At 31.6% G+C, this 21,520-nt stretch carries 22 protein-coding genes; 13 read left to right on the forward strand and 9 right to left on the reverse strand.

What is annotated here, in order from left to right; all coding sequences use genetic code 11:
• Positions 1–327: 327 nt before the first annotated feature.
• Positions 328–1,206: an SH3 domain-containing protein gene (locus ACI9TV_RS04495; protein WP_415249566.1), complete on the reverse strand. Its 879-nt coding sequence runs from the start codon at positions 1,204–1,206 to the stop codon at positions 328–330.
• A 118-nt stretch (positions 1,207–1,324) separates the two neighbouring features.
• Here ACI9TV_RS04495 and pepN point away from each other — a divergent pair, with 118 nt between their 5' ends.
• The 5 genes from pepN to ACI9TV_RS04520 all read left to right on the forward strand — a co-directional run bounded on the left by pepN (position 1,325) and on the right by ACI9TV_RS04520 (position 8,793).
• Positions 1,325–3,886, forward strand: coding sequence for an aminopeptidase N (gene pepN, locus ACI9TV_RS04500; protein ID WP_415249567.1), 2,562 nt, complete (start codon positions 1,325–1,327; stop codon positions 3,884–3,886).
• A 54-nt stretch (positions 3,887–3,940) separates the two neighbouring features.
• The gene (locus ACI9TV_RS04505; RefSeq protein ID WP_415249568.1) at positions 3,941–5,410 is read left to right on the forward strand and encodes an NAD(P)/FAD-dependent oxidoreductase; all 1,470 of its coding nucleotides are present in this window, start codon (positions 3,941–3,943) and stop codon (positions 5,408–5,410) included.
• Between the two features lie 45 nt (positions 5,411–5,455).
• A complete protein-coding gene (locus ACI9TV_RS04510) occupies positions 5,456–5,620 on the forward strand; it encodes a hypothetical protein (protein WP_415249569.1) in 165 nt (54 codons plus the stop codon).
• Positions 5,621–5,682: 62 nt separating this feature from the next.
• Complete coding sequence (locus tag ACI9TV_RS04515; protein ID WP_415249570.1) at positions 5,683–6,495, forward strand: peptide deformylase; 813 nt, start codon at positions 5,683–5,685, stop codon at positions 6,493–6,495.
• A 12-nt stretch (positions 6,496–6,507) separates the two neighbouring features.
• Entirely contained in the window at positions 6,508–8,793 is a 2,286-nt protein-coding gene (locus ACI9TV_RS04520; RefSeq protein WP_415249571.1) for an ATP-binding protein, read from the forward strand.
• A gap of 23 nt (positions 8,794–8,816) precedes the next feature.
• On the opposite strand, the gene ACI9TV_RS04525 is transcribed toward ACI9TV_RS04520, so the two are convergent.
• The gene (locus ACI9TV_RS04525; RefSeq protein WP_415249572.1) at positions 8,817–9,647 is read right to left on the reverse strand and encodes a prephenate dehydrogenase; all 831 of its coding nucleotides are present in this window, start codon (positions 9,645–9,647) and stop codon (positions 8,817–8,819) included.
• A gap of 90 nt (positions 9,648–9,737) precedes the next feature.
• Between ACI9TV_RS04525 and bamA the strand changes: the two genes are divergently transcribed.
• A complete protein-coding gene (bamA, locus tag ACI9TV_RS04530) occupies positions 9,738–11,969 on the forward strand; it encodes an outer membrane protein assembly factor BamA (protein ID WP_415249573.1) in 2,232 nt (743 codons plus the stop codon).
• Here bamA and ACI9TV_RS04535 read toward each other — a convergent pair.
• The 7 genes from ACI9TV_RS04535 to ACI9TV_RS04565 form a co-directional block, all read right to left on the reverse strand.
• Positions 11,966–13,426: a Ppx/GppA phosphatase family protein gene (locus tag ACI9TV_RS04535; protein WP_415249574.1), complete on the reverse strand. Its 1,461-nt coding sequence runs from the start codon at positions 13,424–13,426 to the stop codon at positions 11,966–11,968. The two genes, bamA and ACI9TV_RS04535, sit on opposite strands and share 4 nt — an antisense overlap.
• A 14-nt stretch (positions 13,427–13,440) precedes the next feature.
• Positions 13,441–13,692 (reverse strand): YfhL family 4Fe-4S dicluster ferredoxin, encoded by a 252-nt coding sequence (locus ACI9TV_RS04540; protein WP_415249575.1) that lies wholly within the window; start codon positions 13,690–13,692, stop codon positions 13,441–13,443.
• A 100-nt stretch (positions 13,693–13,792) separates the two neighbouring features.
• The gene (locus ACI9TV_RS04545; RefSeq protein ID WP_415249576.1) at positions 13,793–15,082 is read right to left on the reverse strand and encodes a sensor histidine kinase; all 1,290 of its coding nucleotides are present in this window, start codon (positions 15,080–15,082) and stop codon (positions 13,793–13,795) included.
• A gap of 60 nt (positions 15,083–15,142) precedes the next feature.
• A complete protein-coding gene (gene hsrA, locus ACI9TV_RS04550) occupies positions 15,143–15,817 on the reverse strand; it encodes a homeostatic response regulator transcription factor HsrA (protein ID WP_415249577.1) in 675 nt (224 codons plus the stop codon).
• A 104-nt stretch (positions 15,818–15,921) separates the two neighbouring features.
• Positions 15,922–16,251: a dihydroneopterin aldolase gene (locus ACI9TV_RS04555; RefSeq protein WP_415249578.1), complete on the reverse strand. Its 330-nt coding sequence runs from the start codon at positions 16,249–16,251 to the stop codon at positions 15,922–15,924.
• Positions 16,252–16,866 (reverse strand): glycerol-3-phosphate 1-O-acyltransferase PlsY, encoded by a 615-nt coding sequence (plsY, locus tag ACI9TV_RS04560; RefSeq protein WP_415249579.1) that lies wholly within the window; start codon positions 16,864–16,866, stop codon positions 16,252–16,254.
• A 47-nt stretch (positions 16,867–16,913) separates the two neighbouring features.
• On the reverse strand, positions 16,914–17,849 hold the full coding sequence (locus ACI9TV_RS04565) for a hypothetical protein (RefSeq protein ID WP_415249580.1): 936 nt from the start codon (positions 17,847–17,849) through the stop codon (positions 16,914–16,916).
• 74 nt (positions 17,850–17,923) lie between these two features.
• Here ACI9TV_RS04565 and ACI9TV_RS04570 point away from each other — a divergent pair, with 74 nt between their 5' ends.
• From ACI9TV_RS04570 to rpmA, 7 genes are all read left to right on the forward strand, one after another.
• Positions 17,924–18,394: a hypothetical protein gene (locus ACI9TV_RS04570; protein WP_415249581.1), complete on the forward strand. Its 471-nt coding sequence runs from the start codon at positions 17,924–17,926 to the stop codon at positions 18,392–18,394.
• A gap of 41 nt (positions 18,395–18,435) precedes the next feature.
• The gene (locus ACI9TV_RS04575) at positions 18,436–18,777 is read left to right on the forward strand and encodes a hypothetical protein (RefSeq protein WP_415249582.1); all 342 of its coding nucleotides are present in this window, start codon (positions 18,436–18,438) and stop codon (positions 18,775–18,777) included.
• Positions 18,777–19,874, forward strand: coding sequence for a succinyl-diaminopimelate desuccinylase (dapE, locus tag ACI9TV_RS04580; RefSeq protein WP_415249583.1), 1,098 nt, complete (start codon positions 18,777–18,779; stop codon positions 19,872–19,874). Before ACI9TV_RS04575 ends, dapE begins: the two co-directional genes overlap by 1 nt.
• A gap of 1 nt (position 19,875) precedes the next feature.
• Positions 19,876–20,277: a thioredoxin family protein gene (locus tag ACI9TV_RS04585; protein WP_415249584.1), complete on the forward strand. Its 402-nt coding sequence runs from the start codon at positions 19,876–19,878 to the stop codon at positions 20,275–20,277.
• Between the two features lie 2 nt (positions 20,278–20,279).
• A complete protein-coding gene (locus ACI9TV_RS04590; protein WP_415249585.1) occupies positions 20,280–20,654 on the forward strand; it encodes a Rid family detoxifying hydrolase in 375 nt (124 codons plus the stop codon).
• A gap of 70 nt (positions 20,655–20,724) precedes the next feature.
• The gene (rplU, locus tag ACI9TV_RS04595) at positions 20,725–21,033 is read left to right on the forward strand and encodes a 50S ribosomal protein L21 (protein ID WP_415249586.1); all 309 of its coding nucleotides are present in this window, start codon (positions 20,725–20,727) and stop codon (positions 21,031–21,033) included.
• Positions 21,034–21,043: 10 nt separating this feature from the next.
• Positions 21,044–21,301: a 50S ribosomal protein L27 gene (gene rpmA / locus ACI9TV_RS04600; protein WP_415249587.1), complete on the forward strand. Its 258-nt coding sequence runs from the start codon at positions 21,044–21,046 to the stop codon at positions 21,299–21,301.
• The last annotated feature ends 219 nt before the right edge of the window (positions 21,302–21,520 follow it).

Genomic DNA, 21,520 nt, shown 5'->3' on the forward strand with positions numbered 1-21,520 from the left:
TTTTTTTAAAGCTACTCTCTAATATTTTAGACTATTCTATGACATATTAATAATCCTAATAATCCTAATAATATTAATGATACATTTGATAGTTGGATTAGTAATACTATAATTGAAAAGCTAAACATTGGTACAGGAAATGATATAGTAACAGATAATTATGTTGATAATATAATTGAGACAAATGATGGTAATGACAGTATCTACTTAGGAAGTGCTGGATTGGATACTATTAATGGTGGTAATGGTAATGATACTATATATCTAGGCTACAATCAAGCAGATTTATCTATATCAGAACAGTTAAATGATGGAAGTTTTGAACTACTACTTAGTTGCTTTACCAGTTATGACATTAAGATAAATTTTATTTGATCTTTTGATACTACCGCAGTACATAAAGTAGATTGCATCATCAACAAATTCCATCCAGCCTCTACTTCGTTTAAAATCTTTTAACTTACATGTACCAGCATCATAAAGTCTTTTTGACGTAGAAATAAATAAGGGTTTGAATTTTTCATAGTTTTCAGACTTTGCAACCGTTTTTAAAAGTAGGGCATATTTATCATATTTTTCTTCTTGAATCTCTACTCTCTCAATTTTTACTTCAGGTACTTTTTCGATTTTCGATTCTTGTACTATCTTGGGAACTACTATTTTTTTCTTCTTGATGTCCCTTGGTTGAGCTGACATTAAATAGTCTCTGTATACCCATTGTGCTACTTGTAGAGAATTTCCATTTTTAGTTCTTGTTTTATAAGGTGAAACTCTTGCCCAATTGTTTTTATATTCAAATACATTGAGATTATCACCTCTATGCACAGTATGTGAATGATGATGAGATCTTGAAGGGCCAAGTCTAACCTTGAGAGCTCTTGTATGCACATAGTAAGGACTTGGGCTAATATTAATGTTTCTTTCTTCAGTTTTAATTGCAGTTAAATAATCTCCGTATACCCATTTAGCAGACTTGATGGACTCGTCATTTTTTGTAATTGTTTTATAGTTTGAGATTCTTGCCCAGCCATTTTTTATCTCATAGACTTTTAGTTTGTGACCTTTATAGATACTATAACTGTGATATGAGCTACTGGTTGGGGCTACACGTACTTTAAGTGTTTGTGCGTTTACATAATGTGTATTGGCAAATAAATAACTAGAGTAAGAGATAAGTAATAATAATATTAGTAGTTTTTTTAACATTGTAGTCCTTGTTATTTTATAGGCAAGAAGTATAGTGAAAATGAACTTAATCAATAACATATATAGTGATATAATACCATCATAATTAAAAACAACCTAAATAATAAAAGAGATAGTAATGGAAGATGTAAAAGAAGTATTTTTAAAAGATTATAAGAAACCAGAGTATGAAATTAAAGAAGTAGATTTGACTTTTGAGCTTTATGAAGAGTATACAACTGTTACAAATGTGATGCAGATGCATAAGTTAAACAAAGATACAAGTGATCTTGAATTAAATAGTATTGACTTAGAACTTGTAGAGTTATGGATTAATGATTTAAAACTAAAAGAAACTCGTTATATCTATAAGAACGAAAAACTTACAATTTTAAATGTACCATCAAAATTCACTATTAAAATTATAAATACTATATATCCAGATAAAAATACAGAACTTGAAGGTTTGTATAAATCAGGTTCTATCTTCTGTACTCAGAATGAACCTGAAGGATTTCGAAGAATCACTCCCTATTTAGATAGACCAGATGTTATGTCTGTTTTTACCACTACGATAATAGCAGAGCAAGAAAAATATCCAATCCTTCTCTCAAATGGAAATAAAAAACAATGCAGTGAATTCATGAACTCAAAACATGAAGTAACTTGGTATGACCCACATCCAAAACCATCTTATCTTTTTGCACTTGTGGCCGGAGACTTAGGTTGCGTGAATGATGCATTTACAACTGCAAGTGGTGAAGGTATTGAGTTAAATATTTATTGTGATAAGGGAAATGAGTCTAAGTGTTCTCATGCTATGAAGTCACTCAAAGAGTCAATGACTTGGGATGAAGAAAAATATGGTCGTGAATACGATTTAGAGATTTACAATATAGTAGCAGTTGATAGTTTTAATATGGGAGCAATGGAAAACAAGGGCTTAAATATTTTCAATTCCCATTATGTTCTTGCAAATGAGGATACAGCGACAGATGCAAATTTTATGGGGATTCAATCTGTAATAGCGCATGAGTACTTTCATAACTGGACTGGAAACCGTATAACATGTAGAGATTGGTTTCAATTGACTCTCAAAGAAGGACTTACTGTATTTCGTGATCAATCTTTTTCTGCTGACTTAAATTCACGTGAAGTACAACGAATAGAAGATGTAAAAGCATTACGAGAGAGACAGTTTGTAGAAGATGCATCACCAACTTCACACCCAATTCAGCCAAAATCTTATATTTCGATGAATAATTTTTATACTGCAACTGTATATGAAAAGGGTGCAGAGGTTATTCGCATGATTCATACACTTCTTGGTGTTGAAGACTATAGAAAAGCGACGGATTTATATTTTGAGAGTTTTGATGGTCAAGCAGTTACAACAAATGATTTTTTATGGGCTATGAGTAAGGCGAGTGGAGTAGATTTAACACAGTTTGAGAGATGGTACCATCAAAATGCAACACCAGTACTTCAAGTAAAGGAAAATTTTAGTGATGGAGTATATACACTTACGTTAACTCAAAATATTCCAAACTCTATAGATAATGAAATACAAGAGCCATACTATTATCCACTAAAGATGGCACTTATTGATAATGAGGGGAATGAAATTTTAGAAGAAACTTTGATAATTTCAAAAGATGAAGAGAGTTTTAGTTTTGAGAACTTAGCATTCAAACCTATCGTGTCTTTAAATCGTGATTTTTCTGCTCCCATTATTCTAGAACAGGAGAGTACTGATTTTGCATTTTTAATGAAGCATGATAAAAATAGTTTTGTACGTTATGAATCAGCACAAGTGTTTGCAACTCAGACTATTGAAGCAATGATGAAAGGTGAAAATATAGATCAAGAGTTTGTTTCTTCTTATGGATACTTACTTGATTTAGATGTGGATTTATCTTATAAAGCACTTATATTAGAACTTCCATCTGTATCTACATTGATGCAAAGACAAGAATCTATAGACTTTGATGCAATTTACAAAGCTAAAGAAGAATTATCTAAACATCTTGCAGCCGTGTATGAAAATAAACTCTTAAGTATATATATAGAACATCATAAGCCTAGTTCTATAGATATCAGTAGTGAAAGTATGGGCTCTCGCTCTATTAAAAATCGTTGTTTGAGAATTTTAAGTTCATCTCTCCAAGGAAAGATTACTGAACTTGCTAGTGCACAGTATGATCACTCATTAACTATGACAGATAGAATAGTAGCATTAGATATACTAGAAAGCACAGGAAATGAGTCAGCTACTTCTGCCTTAAATGATTTTTACAGAAAATATAAAAATGATACTTTAGTTATGAATAAATATTTTTCCATTCTAGCTGCTTCAGATAGAGAAGGAACATTAGATAGAGTGATGGCTTTACAAAATGATGAAGTCTATGATGAGAAAGTTCCAAATTTAGTACGTTCACTTATAGGAGTTTTTGCAAGAAATTATAAACATTTTCATGCCAAAGATGGTAAGGGTTATAAGTTCCTCGCACACAAGATTATTGAGATAGATAAGATAAATCCACAAATGGCTTCTGGTCTAGCCGGAGCATTTAAAATTTATGCAAAAATAAATAAAATAAACCAAAAAATAATTAAATGCGAGTTGGAACGTGTACTTTCTACACACTCTCTTTCTAAAAATGTTTATGAAATTATAAATAAAATCTTAAAATTATAATTTATAGATATACTTAATGTAGATTTTAATTTTCAGTAATAAAGGAATTGATACATGGCAAAATTAGTTATTTTAGGTGGTGGTGTTTCTGGTCATACGACTGCAACATTCGCTGCAAAATGGTTAGGCTCAGAACATGAAGTTATTGTTGTAACTCCAAATTCACAGTGGAATTGGATTCCATCAAATATTTGGGTTGGTGTTGGTCAAATGAAAAAGGAAGAAGTTACTTTTGACTTAGCTCCTGTATATAAAAAAGCTGGGATTACATTTATCCAAGCAAAAGCTACTGAGATTCATCCTGAGGGAAGTGTAACAGTAGAAAAAGGATTTGTAACAGTTGAATCAACTGCTGCAGATTCTGCTGGTGAAGTTACTACAGTTGAATATGACTACTTAGTAAATGCAACGGGGCCTAAACTAAACTTTGGTGCGACAGAAGGTCTTGGTATAGGAAGTGAACTAGGCGAGCATACAGTTTCTGTTTGTACAGCAGGACATGCGGTTCATGCAGCTGAAAAGTTTGCTGAAGCAATTGAGAAAATGAGAGCTGGAACACGTCAGAGAATCCTTATTGGTACTGGACATGGTACATGTACATGTCAAGGTGCTGCATTTGAGTATATTTTTAACATTGAGCATGAATTAAACAAAGCTGGCGTTCGTGATATGGCAGATGTTAAATGGATTTCTAATGAGTCTTTTTTAGGTGACTTCGGTATGGGTGGACTTCATATGAAATCTATGGGATTCACTGTTAGTTCTAAAGTTTTTGCTGAGTCATTATTTACTGAGCGTGGTGTTCCTTGGATTATTGGTGCACATGTAAATAAGGTTGAAAGTGGAAAAATTCATTATGAACTACTCGATGGATCAATGGGTGAAGAAGAGTTTGATTTTGCAATGCTTATACCTCCATTTACTGGTGTAGATTTAAAAGCTATTGCTAAAGATGGATCAGATATCTCTGACACTATGTTTGCTCCAAATAAATTTATGAAAGTTGATGCTAAGTATGGTGTAGCTAAATATGAAGATTGGAAAGCATCTGATTGGCCTGCAACATACCAAAGTGCCGCATATAAAAATATTTTTGCACCTGGTATTGCTTTTGCACCACCACATCCAATCTCAAAACCAATGAAGTCTCCAAATGGTACTGTAATTACTCCAGCACCACCAAGAACTGGTATGCCAGCAGGTATTATCGGTAAAGCTGTTGCTCATAGTGTTTGTGACATGATTACTAAGGGTGTAGACGCTCCATTACATAGAATCTCTATGGCAGATATGGGTGCAGCGTGTGTTGCTTCAACTGGTAAGGGAGTGTTTAACGGTACTGCCGCAGCAATGACTGTTTATCCTGTTATTCCTGATTTTGACAAGTACCCAGGAACGGGTCGTGATACTGAATATACATTTGGTGAAATTGGTCTTGCGGGACACTGGATTAAACATATACTTCACCACATGTTTATCTACAAAGCGAAACTTAAGCCAGGTTGGACTTTAATTCCTGAATAGGGATTAGGGTTTATCTGAAATATTAAATAAATTAAAGGAAATACAATGGCATTAAAAGAAGAAAGACATATTAAAGCATACACACAAAATTATGGAACAATGACTCCAGGTTCATTTCAAAAGAAATTAAGAACTTGTGTTATTTTTCAATTCATTAGATTTTTAGTAATTAATATTAAAATGTTAATTGTAGTTGGTAAAAGCCACTAAATCTATTATCTCCTCCTTATGGAGGAGCCTCTTCCGTTCTATCTTCAAATTAAGGTTTATAAATGATTAAAGAGATAATTACTTATCCAACTCCCCCAAGTGTAGAATACTCAACTGATGTACGAGTGTTTACAGATGAAATCTCTTCATTGATAGATAACCTCAAAGATACTATAAATGAGAATGACTTAGATGCGCTTACTGCTTTTCAAATTGGAAGTATGTACAATGTTGTTGTTCTCAAACAAGATGATGGTACTTTTTTAGAACTCATTAACCCTAGAGTGATAAACACAAATGGCAGTGTAACAACAACAGAAAAAACAGAATATTTTCCAGGTCTAAGTGCTAAGGTTACAAGACACGAAAAGATATCGGTTGTTTATGAAGATAGAAAACTTCAACAACTTTCTTTAAAAGCAGAAGGACAACAAAGTATTTTATTACAAAGAAAAATAGACTATACCTTTGGTTCAAGCTTTATAAACAAACTCTCTCAAGAAGAAAAAAAAGTTTTTGAAGCAAAGTTGGAGTTTGGAAGCGATGTGGCAATTTCAGAAGTATGTCCAATTACTTTTAAAAAAGACTATATTATAAAGTTTATAAATTTTCTTTTGATAGGAATGCTTATTTTAATAGGGGCTATTATTTTAATTGATGATGCTCAAATATTATCTACGCTATGGCAGTATCAACTATATGCTTCGTATATAGCATTGGCTTTAAATATTATTTACTTCTTTTATGCTCAATATGAAGGGCGTTTATACAGTGCGTGTACAAGTTGCCAAATTGGTAATATTATAGGGACTGTTGTAATCTCCCTAGTAAAGCTTACTCTCATTATGGTAGTATCATACTTTCTAATAAACTAAAAGTGATGAGCCATGATAAACACAGTTCCAAATCTTGTACGATATCAAGATATTTTTAAAGACTCCAAAGACTATATTCTTGCTACTTGGGTGTCACATCCTTCTCCAAAAGAGATTTTAAAGCTTCATAAGATAGATGCAGAACATTTTATAAGTGAATACGGAAGTGGTGTATTTGATTACTTTATGGGTGTTATATTGGGTACTAGGAAAATTGGGGATTGCCCTGTAATGCATATGCTCCTTATCTATTTAAAAGACAGAGAAACGAGTGCTGATGAAGTATTTGAAATATGTTCTCATTTTAGAAGAACAATGATTGACTTCACTTATGATGAAGAGATTGATTCAAAAGAGATGGCAGATGAAATTTCATTTATGTTTGACACGAATTTTCGTGGCGTTTTAACCTTTTATACCAATAGTATTTTTCAAAAACTTGTCGATGCAAGACAAGAAGCAATAACTGCTGGACATGCAAAAGATTACTTTCTCTCAAATATGTCCCATGAGATTCGAACTCCACTTAACGCTATTTTGGGTTTTGTAAATTTAATGCTTAGTGAAGATATTACAAATAAACAAGCGACTTACTTAGATATAATCCAAAAGAGTGGCGAAAATCTTCTTAGTATTATCAACGATATTCTTGATTTTTCAAAACTACGTAGTGGCGAATTTACTGTTGAGCCTAAAATATTTTCTATACATGAAGAAATGACGTACACAATGGAGCTCTTTGTTGCAAGTGCTACAAGTAAAAATATTACAATTACTTCATTTATCGATCCAGAGATTCCTAAGGAACTATTTGGTGATGCATTACGAATTAAACAAATTTTATCGAATTTTTTAAGTAATGCTATTAAGTTTACACGTTCAGATGGTGTTATATCTGTTGAAGCAAGTTGTCACGCGAGAGTACTTAAAATAAAAGTGGAAGATAATGGTATAGGGATAAACCCTAAGGATATGCCAAATATTTTTACAGCTTTTTCTCAAGCTCAATTTACTGAAACTAGAAGTCATGCTGGAACTGGATTGGGCCTTTCTATCTGTCAACAACTTGCAGAACTTATGTATGGAAAAGTATATGCAGAATCTGTATTAGGTAAGGGTAGTGTTTTTTCTATGGAAATTCCTATTGATATTTATACAAACCAATGTAAAATCTTTGATGATTTAAGTGAGTTGCAGGCATTTAAAATTGCTTTATATACAAAAGATAAAGAGATGCCGTACCAATATGAGTCGCTTTTAAAATACACAGATGTTTTTGGTATGAATACAACTATAGTAGATGAAATAACTAATGAGTATGATGCCTATGTTTTTGTACATGAAAATACAAATTTTGATACAAGACAATTGATTTTAAAATCAAATAAAAAATATATTGCATTGATGAGTAAAGATTATGATACTTATGATAAACATTCGCATATAGAATCCATGTGTTTTCCTTTGTATTGTTCTAAAATTCACGATAAAATTAATAAATTATTTAATGAAAGTTGCGATGTTTCTTTTAAGAAGAAATTGACAAAACAGTTTGTAGGGCATATATTAATTGCAGAAGATAATGAAGCAAATCAAGAATATATGAAAATTATTTTGACTAAATATGGATTAACATATGATCTTGCCCAAAATGGTTTGGAAGCTATAGCTATGTATAAAGAACATAGCTATGATTTAATTCTTATGGATGAACAAATGCCAATAATGGATGGAAATGAGGCAGTTGGAAAGATTATAAAATTTGAAAATAAAAATGGACTACGACATACCCCAATATCTGCATTGACAGCAAACGTGATTAAAGGTGCAAAAGAAAGAGGTCTTTTAAATGGATTTGATGCATTCTTAGGAAAACCTATTGTGATAAAAGAGTTAGAGAGAGTGTTTTCGACATATCTGAAAATGTACTCAGAAATTGAAGATGTACTTCTTGATGATATAGAAAATTACCAAAGAGTGATTGGCTTAGATATGAATAAAGCAAGAGAAGAATTACTTCTCACAAACGAAGAAATAGTAATGTTAGTAAGTCTTTACATTATAAAAATGAAAAAAATTATTCCGGAACTTAGAATAGCCATAGAGAAAACTGATTATCAGCAGATACATTTTATCGCACATAGTATTAAAGGTTCATCTGCAAATTTTCGTTTAGAAAATTTGCAGGCCATGTCTGATGAGTTAGAAAAGATGGCAAAAAAAGAAGATGAAAAGTATGATTACCTCAATACGTATGAAAATATTAAAGTAGCGGTAGAAGCTATAAAAATAGTATAGCCTTTACCCAAGAAGAGTTAAAGTTAGTCGAGAATATCATGAAGTGTTTTACCTTGGTTCATAGTATCGCTCACATTATCCCAGTTTTCATTTATAATATCATTTTTTAAAGTAGTGAGTTCATCTTCAAAAAGCTCAATAGCCTCTAGGAGATTTTCTTTGTTTTGTTTGAAAATATCTTCCCACATATGTGGTGAACTCTTTGCTAAACGGCTCATAGAGCGAAAACCACCAGCAGCTAAAGCTAAAATGTTGTGTTTATTTTCTTGTTTCATGACTGTGTTTGCAATGGAGTAGGAAATTGCATGAGGCATATGTGAAATAAATGCAGCATGCCTATCGTGCTCACTTGCCCTCATGAAGTATTTTTTCATTTGAAGTGCTTTAAATATTTTCTTTGATGTTTGTTGTTGCACTTCACCGCTATCTTCTAAATTACATAAAACTACAACTTTATCTTTATATAAATTCTCCACAGCAGCAGAAGGACCAAAATTTTCTGTTCCAGTCATTGGGTGAGAAGCAACAAAGTTTTTTCGTATACTGGAAGGAACTGAAGATATAATAAGCTCTTTTGTACTACCTAAATCAATTATAGTAGTCTCTTTAGGTATATTGTTAAATGTTTTAAGTATAGCAATAACACCATTCACAGGGATAGCAAGAAAGATGACATCACAGGTTTTAATTTCTTCAAGTGAAACTATTTTGTCTACCAGGGAAAGTTCTATTGCTACTTTTTGATGTTCTTTATTGTGATCACTTCCAACAATGGAGTTTACGAAAGGGAGTTTTTTTAGACTAAGGGCAAGTGATCCACCCATAAGTCCTAAACCAATAATAGCTATGTTCATAAATAATCTTTAAAATAAGTTAAGAAATTATACTTAAGTTAACCTCAAAATGGGTAAAATTTCTCTTATTTTATTAACAATTGGATCTAAATGAAGTTATCTCTATTTTTTCTCTTAACAATACTCACAATTAGTGCGAATGCCATGACAGTTACGTCTATTAAATATAAAGGAATGGTACATATTTCAAACAGTGTTGCTCTGAGAATGCTTCCTTTTGAAGTTGGAGAGGATATTGATTCCAAAGTTGCAGATGCTGCACTTCAAAAATATTTTAAGCAAGGTTATTTCACTGATGCTTGGGTAGATTTTAATAATGGTGAAGTAACTTTTAATTTTGTTGAAAAACCAGTGATATCAAAAATCGTTTTAGAAGGTTGGAAAGAAACTGAAGAGGAAGAAATTCTAAATACTGTTATACAGATTAAGAAAGGTTCCCTTTATAATGAAAAAAAGATAGAAGCTGCTAAAAAGCGAATTGTACAAGCAATTTCTCAAGACGGGAAAATTGATAGTGTTATTGAAATCGAAAAAGAGATTCTAGATAATGGAAGTCTGAAAATTACGTTTATTGTAAATGAAGGTGAAACTATAGTTATCGAAAAACTCCAGTATGATGGAGTAGAAAATCTGGATAGTGATGATTTTAATGATGTGATTGCAAATAAAGAACATGAATTTATGGGCTGGTTATTTGGAAGAAATGACGGTGAAATGAAACTTGGAGATTTACAATATGACAATCTTCGTGTACGTGATTACTATATGCAAAATGGTTATTTAGACTCTAAAGTTGGGGTTCCTTTTGTGAGAGTTAATTTTGACAGCTATACAGCAGATATGAGTTATCAAGTAGAAGAGGGTGAAGTGTACACGATTAACAGTGTATCTATAAACCAAGCTACACATGTTATAGATGATGCAAAAATTGAAGAAATTATTACTTTAGAGAATAATGAAGTTTTTAATATTAAAACTTTTCGTGAAAATGCAGAGCTTATTAAAACGCTCATAGCAGATCATAGTTATGCTTTTGTTCAGGTAATTCCAGATTTGAAAAAAAACAAAAAAGAAAAAACTGTAGATGTTGTATTTAAAGTTATCCCTGGAGAGAAGGTAAGAATTCGTAATGTTATTATTTCAGGAAACTCAAGAACATTAGATAGAATTATTAGACGTGAGCTTTATCTTGGTGCTGGAGATATGTATTCTTTAACAGATTTAAAAGATTCAAAAAACTCTCTCGGTAGACTTGGTTTTTTTGATGATACAACTATAGAAGAAAAAAGAATTGACAATAATACTATGGATTTAGTAGTAAAAGTAAAAGAAGCGCCGACAGGAAATATTCAAGTTGGTGGTGGCTATGGTAGTTATGGTGGTATTATGCTTACTCTAGGTGTAAGTGACAAAAATATTTGGGGTTCAGGTATTGGTATGGGTGTGACTATTGAGAGGTCTGAGACAACTGAGAGTGCGTCATTTAACGTAAGTAATTCAAGACTTAACGATAGTGATTTTTCAGGTAATTTTTCTATCCATTCAACTATGCAAGATTATTATGATTATATAGTGAATTCTAAGGGTGTTACGCTTGGAACAGGGCATAAGTTTTCAAGAAATATTAGTGGATACTTGTCGTATACGTATTCAGAGAATGCTTATGAAATTATTGATGACAATTCAACGTATTTAAATTCTCAATACTTAGAAAGTTATTCAAAAAGTTCGATAACTGCAAGTGTTAAATATGATTCTACGGATGATTTTTATTTACCTCGTGAGGGTTTTTCACTTTCCCAAAGTTTTGAAAAAGCTGGGCTTGGTGGTGATGTAGACTTTATTAAAAGTAGAACAAATTTCGGGAAATACTATGGTTTGGAACCTTTACTTGGTTTTGATGCAATCGCAAGATATAAAGCAAGATACTACAATTTATTAGGGAATGGTTACTTACCATTAGCTGAAAAATTTTATATGGGTGGTATAGGTAGTGTTAGGGGGTACGAATCATACTCTATTTCTTCAACTATTATAGATGGCGGAGTTGAGAAAAATATAGGTGGAAAACAAACTTTTTCTAATACGGCTGAAATTAGTTTTCCTTTAATCCCAAAAGCGAAAATGAGAATTGTAACATTTCTTGATTGGGGTTTTATCGGAGATGATAAAATAACTGAATATTCTCGTGGTGGTTATGGAGTGGGACTAGAATGGTTTTCCCCAGTCGGACCAATTCAACTTATGTTTGCACAACCATTAAATGAGCAAGAAGGTGATAGAACTGCTGTATTTGAATTTACAATGGGACAAAGATTTTAGAAAATAATTTCTAAATCTTTTATCTCTGAAACCTTTTTTAGAGCCTCTCTACTTAAGTAAAGAGGTTTTGTGGATTCAACTTTAATTTTCCCATCTGAAAAACTTAAATCAAAATCAATATTTCTAGGCTTATGACTTAGGAGTGCAATACTTAGTGATATAAGATAAGAAAGATAATTAATAGTCTTAGAGTCTGGAAGCAAGTTATGATACTTTGCAACATGTTTCTGTGATGGTAGTTTATTTTTTGCATATCTTGTAAGTGTTGCAATTAGCATAATTTGAGAATGTGTAAACCCATATTCTAAAGCACTTTTAATGAGATAATACGTATGTCTATTTTGAGAGAAGAAATGTATACTTCTTCCTGATGGATAAAGTTTTGACGCAATAGATAAGTCATACCTGAATTTTTGATTAACTCCGATATGATTGAAAGTTAAATCAAATAGTTTTTTACTTACAAGACTTAGTTGATTCGCATAACTTGTATTAGGAATATTAGCATCAATCAAGTAACGTACAGAAGTATTATAGTTATGTGGGAACTTATCCTTAGAGTTACGTAGTAAATCGCTTAGATAGACACCTTCTCGCACACCAACACCACTTGTAATGGTGTTTTGGATAGAGAGCTTCTTAAAGACCCTCTGGAGTATTAATACACCTGGTTTTATAACATCAAACCTATTCTTTTTAATCCCTAAATTATGTAATGCCTTTTCATCTGCATAAAGTATTTTTTCAATATAATCTATGAAATCTTGCGCTAAGCATTCAAAGCCATGAATTTTATTTAAAGGATATTCTATGGAGTGCATAATTGCACTTGAAATAGATCTAAATGTACCACCAATACCGATAAGAGTAGTTGGGCTAAGATCACTTATATAAAGAAGCTTATTATCGATATATTCTATAGCTTCATCGAGTTTGTTTGAATCAAAAAATAGCTCTTTAATTCTTACAGTTCCAAGTTCTAAAGAAAAAGATTTTGTAATAGAATCAGAATCAATATAAGAAAACTCAGTAGAGCCACCGCCAATATCTATACTTATAGCATTTTCTTGTTTAGGAAGGAGGTTAGCACAGGCCATAGAGCCTAAGTATGCTTCTTTCTCTCCATTGATTACTTTGATATTTAGCTTGAGTTGTTTTTTGATTAATGTAAGGAATTCTTGTTTATTGGGCGCATCACGAAGAGCAGATGTAGCTACGCATAGAGTTTTTCTTACATTAAAAGAAGCGATTATCTCAAGAAATTCTCTAAGTGCATCAAATGTTCTTTGCATAGGAATAGCTTGGAGATTGCCATTATTTTGATATGCATTTTCTGAAAGCCGAACTCGACTTTTAGTTTCATAAAGTAAGTGAAAAGCAAAGCGAGATGTTTTTGCATAGATAGCCATTCTAATTGAATTAGAACCTATATCTATGACTGCAACTTTTTTTGCCATTCCTTATATTTCTTTTATTCTTCGATATCTAAATGTTTGAGCTTAAACTGTAATTCTGCTATAGATTCAACATTGTCTTTATCTGGGACAATACAATCAACAGGGCATACAGATATACAAGCTGGTTCATCATAAATACTTACACATTCCGTACATCTATCTGGATCAATATAGTAAATTGGGTCGCCTTCTTCAATCGCAACAGTTGGACATTCTTCTCTACATGCATCGCATGCAATACATTCATCATTTATCAGTAAAGCCATTAAGAAACCTTATATATTTGTTATTAATTTTTATGTGTTCGATTTATATCTAAATAAAGCTTTAGTATTTTTTAAATTATAATCTATTGTGAATTATTTCTTATTTTCTTAGAAGTGTACACGATAATTTTGAATTTAATTGTAAGGAAGCTACTGTTCCCTCAACCCCATCAAGACGGTTTTTAATTTCTATTTTTGCTCCTAGAGCATCTGCTGCACTTTTTGCTAGAAACAAACCTAAGCCAACACCAGACTTATTACCTTGTCTTTTAAAGGGTGCAAAAAGATCTTGGCTTTCATCTATGCCACATCCTTCATCAATTACTTCTATCAGTAAGCCAAAATCATCTTGAGAACTTTGTAAAGTTACACTTCCTTTTTTCCCTGTAAACTTTAATGCATTTTGTAGAAAATTTTGAATAATTTGATTAAGTAATGAAAGTTGTAAATTAGCCATAAAGCCACTGGGCTCAAATTTCATATAAAGGTGTTTACTCTCATTCTCAGCAAGAAGTTTGAAGTTATTTGCCTTTTCTTCTAAGAAAGCGATTACATCTACAACTACAGGTTTTTCAAGTTGTGCGCCTTCCTGTCGCCCAATATTTAAAATATTTGACACGATGATATTCATCTCGTCAATAGTTTTATTTGTAACGTTTAAAGCATCTATGTATTCCTCAGGAGAACGCTTTTTAATGAGGGTAACTTGGTTTTTTAGTTTGATTACTGCGAGTGGAGTTTTTAGCTCATGAGCCGTACCAATAAACAATTCTTTTTGATACTTAACAAAATTTTCTATACGAGTTATAAGGTGATTTATGGTTTCTCCTAATGGCTCGAACTCTGATGGAAGAGATTCAACTTTAATAGGGTGAATAAGATGTTCATTCATGTCTGATAATTTGGAATTAAGTATTTTTACTGGATAAATAAGCATTTTAGAAAGTGCAACAGCATAAATTATGACAAATATAAATCCTACGATATTTATAGTAATAATGTAGTTTAATATTTTATCTAAAATTCGTTTTGTTTTTGAAATCTCTTTTGTAATTTTCAAGTAACTATGTTCACTAAAATCAAATGGATATACTAGTGTAATAAGGGTGTGAGAATCATAAGTTTTTTCATACATACTCATCTCTCTCTCAGCTTTACTTAAATGCACAATTTGGATGTCTAAGCCAAGAATAGATTCTTCGTTATTTGTTATTACTTCTAAATTATTTGATATATTTTCAGCATATAGTATAAGTTCTTGATATTTTTCCTCATAAATTGACTGTTTAATAAAAAAATAAAGTACAGAAGAAAATATTACGATGAGTGAAACGGAGGCAATGAGTAGTTGAATTAGAAAGTCTTTTCTAATACTTCTTTTTGAAAACAAGAGTTTCCTTTATCTTATTGGATTTACAACCCCTTGAGGTTGCAAAAGATTGACTGTTATTTAGTTAATTTCTTTTGGAAAACAAAATCTATAACCACGACGACGAACAGTCTCAATAGTTGTAATTCCTAATGGTTTGTCCATTTTTTGTCTAATTTGGTTAATTGCAACTTCAATTACATTTGGAGTTACAAGTTCTGGTTCTTCCCAGATTGCGTCAAGAAGTTGTTCTTTTGAAACAATTTGATCACGGTGTCTAGCTAAGTGAGTTAAAACTTCAAAAGGTTTACCTTTAAGTTCTATCTCTTGCTCTTTATACGTAATTTTTTCTTCTTCAGGATTGATGATAAGGTCTTCGATTTCAATAATATTACTTCCACCAAATCTTAAACGAGCTTCAATACGAGCTACAAGTACATCAAAGTCAAAAGGTTTTCTGATATAGTCATCAGCACCACTTCTTAGAGCTTCGATTTCACTTTCGTTATCATCTCTCGCTGAAAGTACAACTACAACAGTTTTTGGAGTGTTTGTTTTAATATCACCAATGATATCAACTGAGTTTCCATCTGGAAGCATCCAATCCATAAGTACCATGTCGTAATTACGGATATCTAGATAGTACTCTCCATCTTTAAGGGTCTCAACTACATCGCTTTGGTAACCATATTCTTTAAGTCCCTCTGCTAGCATTTTGTTTAATGTTACTTCATCTTCAATGATTAGAATGCGCATTAATATCTTCCTATTTATTCTATTTATTTTGAGCGAATTGTAGCATACTTTTAGCTTACTTTAAACTTTTATTCAATTTTCTTTAAAAAAAGTTTAATTTAGGATTAAGAATTGAAGTTAAATAAATTACTCACACTTACCCTGCAGTCGGGAAGTATGGAAGGTTTCGTTATTTTTAAATGAAGAGTGTTGATATCTTGAAATTCTTTTTTTAGTTTTTGACCAAGCTCACCTAAAGCATCTTCAAGCAGTAGAAATTTTCTTTCTATCATCTGAGATTTTATAAGACTTGATACATCAGCATAGTTGATAAATTTTTCAATATACACGTAATCTATAGTTAGGTTAATAATTACATCTTGAAGGTTTATTCTCTCAAAATCCAAGATACCAATAATACATTGAAATCTTAAATCTTCAATATGTATTTGCATTTATATAACTCTTTTCTCTTCACCTTTAAATAAACGAATAATATTAGGTATATGTTTATAGTTAAGTATAAACACAATGAAAACTACTGGAGCATGGGGCATATCTGGATGAATATAAAAACTAGCCACAAGAAGTGAAGCTACAGCAGTCAGAGACGAAATCGAAGATATACGTATAACTTTAGCTCCAATTGCCCAAACAGCTAATGCAATAGCAGTCTCAGAGGGAAGCATAAACATCATTACACCCATACCAGTAGCAATTCCTTTTCCACCTTCAAAGTTCAGATAAGGTGAAAAACAGTGTCCTATAACAGCAAGAACAGCGATAGCCCATAATGTTGCTTCACTTAATCCTATAAAATATGCAATGCTTAAAACAAAAACACCTTTAAGAGCATCAAGAGCTAAAGTTGCAGCTCCAAGTTTTTTTGCTAAATCTGGGTCACTTTCTTTTACAACTCTTAAAACATTAGTCGCACCAATACTACCACTACCACTTGCTTTAATGTCAACTCCAGCAAATTTTTTAGCAAGTAAAAGACCAAAAGGAATTCCTCCTACTAAATATGCGAGTATAAAAAATTGAACATTTGTATTAAATAAGAAATCCATTACGTACCTTCATATAATATATTGTTGGCATTTTACTATCTCTATACTTAAACTGCTTGTTTTTTAGAAATTAGCGCGCATATCAAGGCATTTTTTATTGAAAGATACGACTTTTTATTTTGTTGGATTATTTTCTTTTTAGGTCTTATCTCTCTTTGAATAGTCTTTATTTTTTTGAGGGTGTCCTCATATGCAAGTATTTTGTACTGTTTAACTTTATCTTTGGTTAGTTGCGCTTTTAGCTCTCGTAGATGTGCTCTTTGCTCTTGGTATAGTTTAAGTTCTCTATTTGCTTTTAGAATTTCATCTTTATCTTGAAGAATAGATAATGAATCATGCACTATATCTATTCTTTGTGTATTGCTATTTATTCGTACTTCAAGATTTTGAAACCTTTTTTCTACTAATACATTATGCTCAAAAGGGTTTATATTATTGATATAGTAACTATGAGCTTGTGTATCTAAATCTTTTAAGTATCTTAATATGTCTGTGAGTTGCTCTTGAGTTTTTACATATGTTTTTAAAATACCTTGCATAGACGTTACATTCCATCTCGGACCATTGTCTTCTTTAATCTGAGGCACGATATATTTTTTCTTATCTACTAAAATAATATCGAGTGAATAGTATTTTAGAAAATTCATTACTTCATAGTTTGAATACCCTATCTCTACCATAATTAGCTCAGATAAATAGGTAAATATAAGTTTAAAATGTTTTTTAAAAATGTAAATAGATAAAAGAGCATTAAACTCCATAATCATATCAAATGAGGTATTTAATTTTAAAATGAGTATTTTTTTAATTATTTTAAAAATATCTTTTTCATATGTTGCATTATCAATAACATTAGATAGAAAATATTTGTCTACAATTATTTGTGCTATATCAAAACATAGGGATTCAATTTCTTTTTTTGAAAAATTTTGGAGATAAAATAATTTTAATTTTTCTGTTTGCACTACTGTATCATTAATCAATAAAGTATCTCCAAGTTATTTTAATTATTATACCAATTAAATAGTATAATGACAAAAAATTATTGGATTATTAATTGAAAAAGAAGATTAAAGCATTAAGTTTTACACCAAAATACGACGAGTTAGAAGATAGAATACGAATATCCATTAATTACGATGACTTTAACAATAGAGTAGATTTAATGATGAGTAGATCTTTTATGTTGAAATTATTTCCCATTGTAGATGATTATATGCTGAAGTTTTATAATTCAGAATTAGGAGTTGATGATTCTATCAAAGATAACCCAAAAGAAAAAATGAAACAAGATAGTGCAACATCTATTACCGATGGATCTAACTTAGAACTATTCAAGCAAGAAGATGAATTATTGATTGAGGTTAAATTTTCTTTTATAAAAGAAACACAAATGAGTATTGTCGTATTTGAAACAAAAAATACACAGGCTGTCAGCACTTTAGATGCTAGGTCTATGAAGCAAATATTTAGTATTATTAAGTCAACTACTCCATTCTTTTCTTGGGGAATATCACACAATTTATAAAAAAAATGTATAATCCTTTTTATTCTTTGGAGAACATTTTAATGAAAACAATATTTCTAGCTTTAATTATTACTTTATTTTTTAGTGCATGTACGCAGGAAACGCAAAATAAATTAGGTCGTAGTATCCAAAATTGGACAGGTACAAATGGCGTTTTAGATATTTATATGGGAGATAAACTCGTTCAGAGATTTATTAAAATAGACAAGCTATCAACAGCGATGAGTACAGATGGTAATACTCCAAGAAATTATCGCTATGGGTATGGATACTTAGATGCAAACTTTAATTATAAAACAGATATAGGTGAAAAGAAGCTTTATTTTGAAATTAGTAATTATTCAACTCCTTATATATTTTATGATAACCCAGGACATAATTAGTGGAAATAATCGAGCTATTTAAAAAATTAATTGAGACGAAAAGTGAAACTCCTGAAGATGGAGGACTTTTAGATTTCATTGAAGAATATTTACCTGATTTTACAGCTATTCGTGTCGATGTAGAAGAGGTAAAAAATCTTTTTATATATAAAGAATTTGGTAATGGAGATCATCTTTGTTTTGCTGGGCACGTAGATGTGGTTCCAGCAGGAAAAGGTTGGGATACTGATCCTTACGAAGCAGTTGAAAAAGACGGATTTATATTTGGTCGTGGTGCACAAGATATGAAAAGTGGCCTTGCAGCCTTTATTCAGGCTGTAAAAGAAGCTAAATCTTTTAATGGAACTTTATCTTTACTACTTACTTCAGACGAAGAAGGTGAAGCTACGTATGGAACTATAAAGGTTCTAGAATATCTTAAAGAAAATAATATGTTGCCAGATGCGGTTGTAGTAGCCGAACCAACATGTGAAGATGACTTTGGAGATGCAATTAAAGTAGGACGCCGTGGTTCGATTAATGGTTACCTTACATTAAAAGGTAAACAGGGTCATGCAGCATATCCAGAAAAGGCTATAAACCCTATACATAACCTATCCCAAGTTTTAGGAAATATGGCAGGGGTTAATATAGATGAAGGAGACGAATTCTTTTCACCGAGTAAATTTGTAGTTACAGATATCCGCTCAGGAATGCAAGTAACAAATGTAACTCCAAATGAACTTAAAATGATGTTCAATGTACGAAATACCACGATTACTACACAAAAAGAAGTTAGAATCTTTGTTGATAAGCATTTAAATGGTTTAGATTATGATTTAAAACTTACTCAAGGTTCGTATCCATTTGCAACAGATACAAATACGAAAGTCGTGAAGAACATTGATAAGGCTATTGAGACTGTCACAGGTATAAAGCCAAAGCATTCAACTGCTGGTGGTACTTCAGATGCAAGGTTTGTAGCCCAATTTGGAATTAACGTTATAGAGTTTGGTGTGAAAAACGATACAATTCATGGACTAAATGAAAGAACTACCCGAGTAGAAGTTGAATCTTTGTTTAAAGTATTTAAAAATTTAATACAAGAATGGAAATAAAATGAAATTAATACTTACTATATTAGCACTCAGTGCATTACTATTTGGCTCAAAAGCAGATTTTATACATGATTATGACAAAGCTTTAGAGATTGCACAAGCCCAAGATAAAGATATATATATGTTAGTTACATCAGAGGCATGTAAATGGTGTAGAAAATTTGAAAAGATTACTCTTAATGATGAAAAAACAATGCAGGAGCTTAAAAAAGAATATGTTCTTTTAGCTCTTAATAGAGATTCAGATACTATACCTGTAAAGTACAAAGTGAAAAGAGTTCCAAAACATTTCTTTTTGACGTCTAAAGGTAAAGTGATATATTCTGTTCTAGGATATTGGAATCCTGAAGATTTTGCTTCGTTTGCCGGGGAAGCTAAAAAGAAAAACAAACTAGGAATTTAAATATGAAATACGTACAAACAGACAAAGCACCATCAGCTATAGGACCATACTCACAAGCTGTAATAGCAAATGGTATAGTGTATACTTCAGGACAAATCGCATTGACAACCCAAGGTGTAATGCTTGAAAATGATGTAGTACTTCAGACAAAGCAAGTTTTAGTAAATTTACAAGCTGTTTTAGAAGAAGCTGGTAGTTCTATGAATAATGTAGTTAAAACAACTATTTTTATACATTCAATGGATGATTTTGTAACAATTAATGAAATTTACGAAGAAGCATTTGGCTCTCATAAACCAGCTCGGGCAACGGTTGCAGTGAAAACTTTACCCAAAAATGCACTTGTTGAGATAGATGCAGTAGCATTACTTAAGTAATTAAACTTTGCTTAAAGCTAAGTTGGATATAATTGCGAACTTTTTTAGTAGAATTATAAGGAAATAATACATGTACGCAATTATCAAAAACGGTGGTAAGCAGTATAAAGTTCAAGAAGGCGATGTCCTTTTATTAGACAAAATGTCTCTTGAACCTAAAGCTATCATCGAAATTACAGAAGTTTTAGCAGTTAATGCTGGTGAACTTAAGTTTGGAGCTCCATTTGTAGAGGGCGCTAAAGTAACTGCTGAAGTTATCAATGAAGGTCGTGACAGAAAAGTCGTAATTTTCAAAAAACGTCGTCGTAAAGACAGTAAAGTTAAAAGAGGTTTCAGAAGAGACTTCACTCGTGTTCGTATCACGAGCATAGCTGCATAAGGAGTAAATAATGGCACATAAGAAAGGACAGGGTAGTACACAGAATAATCGTGACTCGGCTGGTAGAAGACTTGGTGTAAAGAAATTTGGTGGAGAAGTTGTTATTCCTGGTAACATAATCATTCGTCAAAGAGGAACTAAAGTTCATCCTGGTAACAATGTTGGAATGGGAAAAGACCATACAATATTCGCACTTATTGAAGGTACAGTTGCTTTTGAAAGAAAAGACAAAAAACGTCAACAAGTATCAGTAATACCTGCTGCATAATTAATTCTACATATCTGAGCTATTTTGCTCAGATAATTTATACCTCACTTTTAGGTTTCAACCTAATCAACTTTTAAATATTTAATAATTTACTTTTTATATTGTCAAGTAGTGAATTTTTAAGTTTTTATAGTTTATGTAATACTATAGACTAAATATCACAGTATATTACCGTCTTTTGAGGTTCACTCAAAAGTCTTACATAGCTAGTTTCTAGCT

The organism is Sulfurimonas sp. (assembly GCF_047622445.1).
Classification (GTDB): Bacteria; Campylobacterota; Campylobacteria; order Campylobacterales; family Sulfurimonadaceae; genus Sulfurimonas.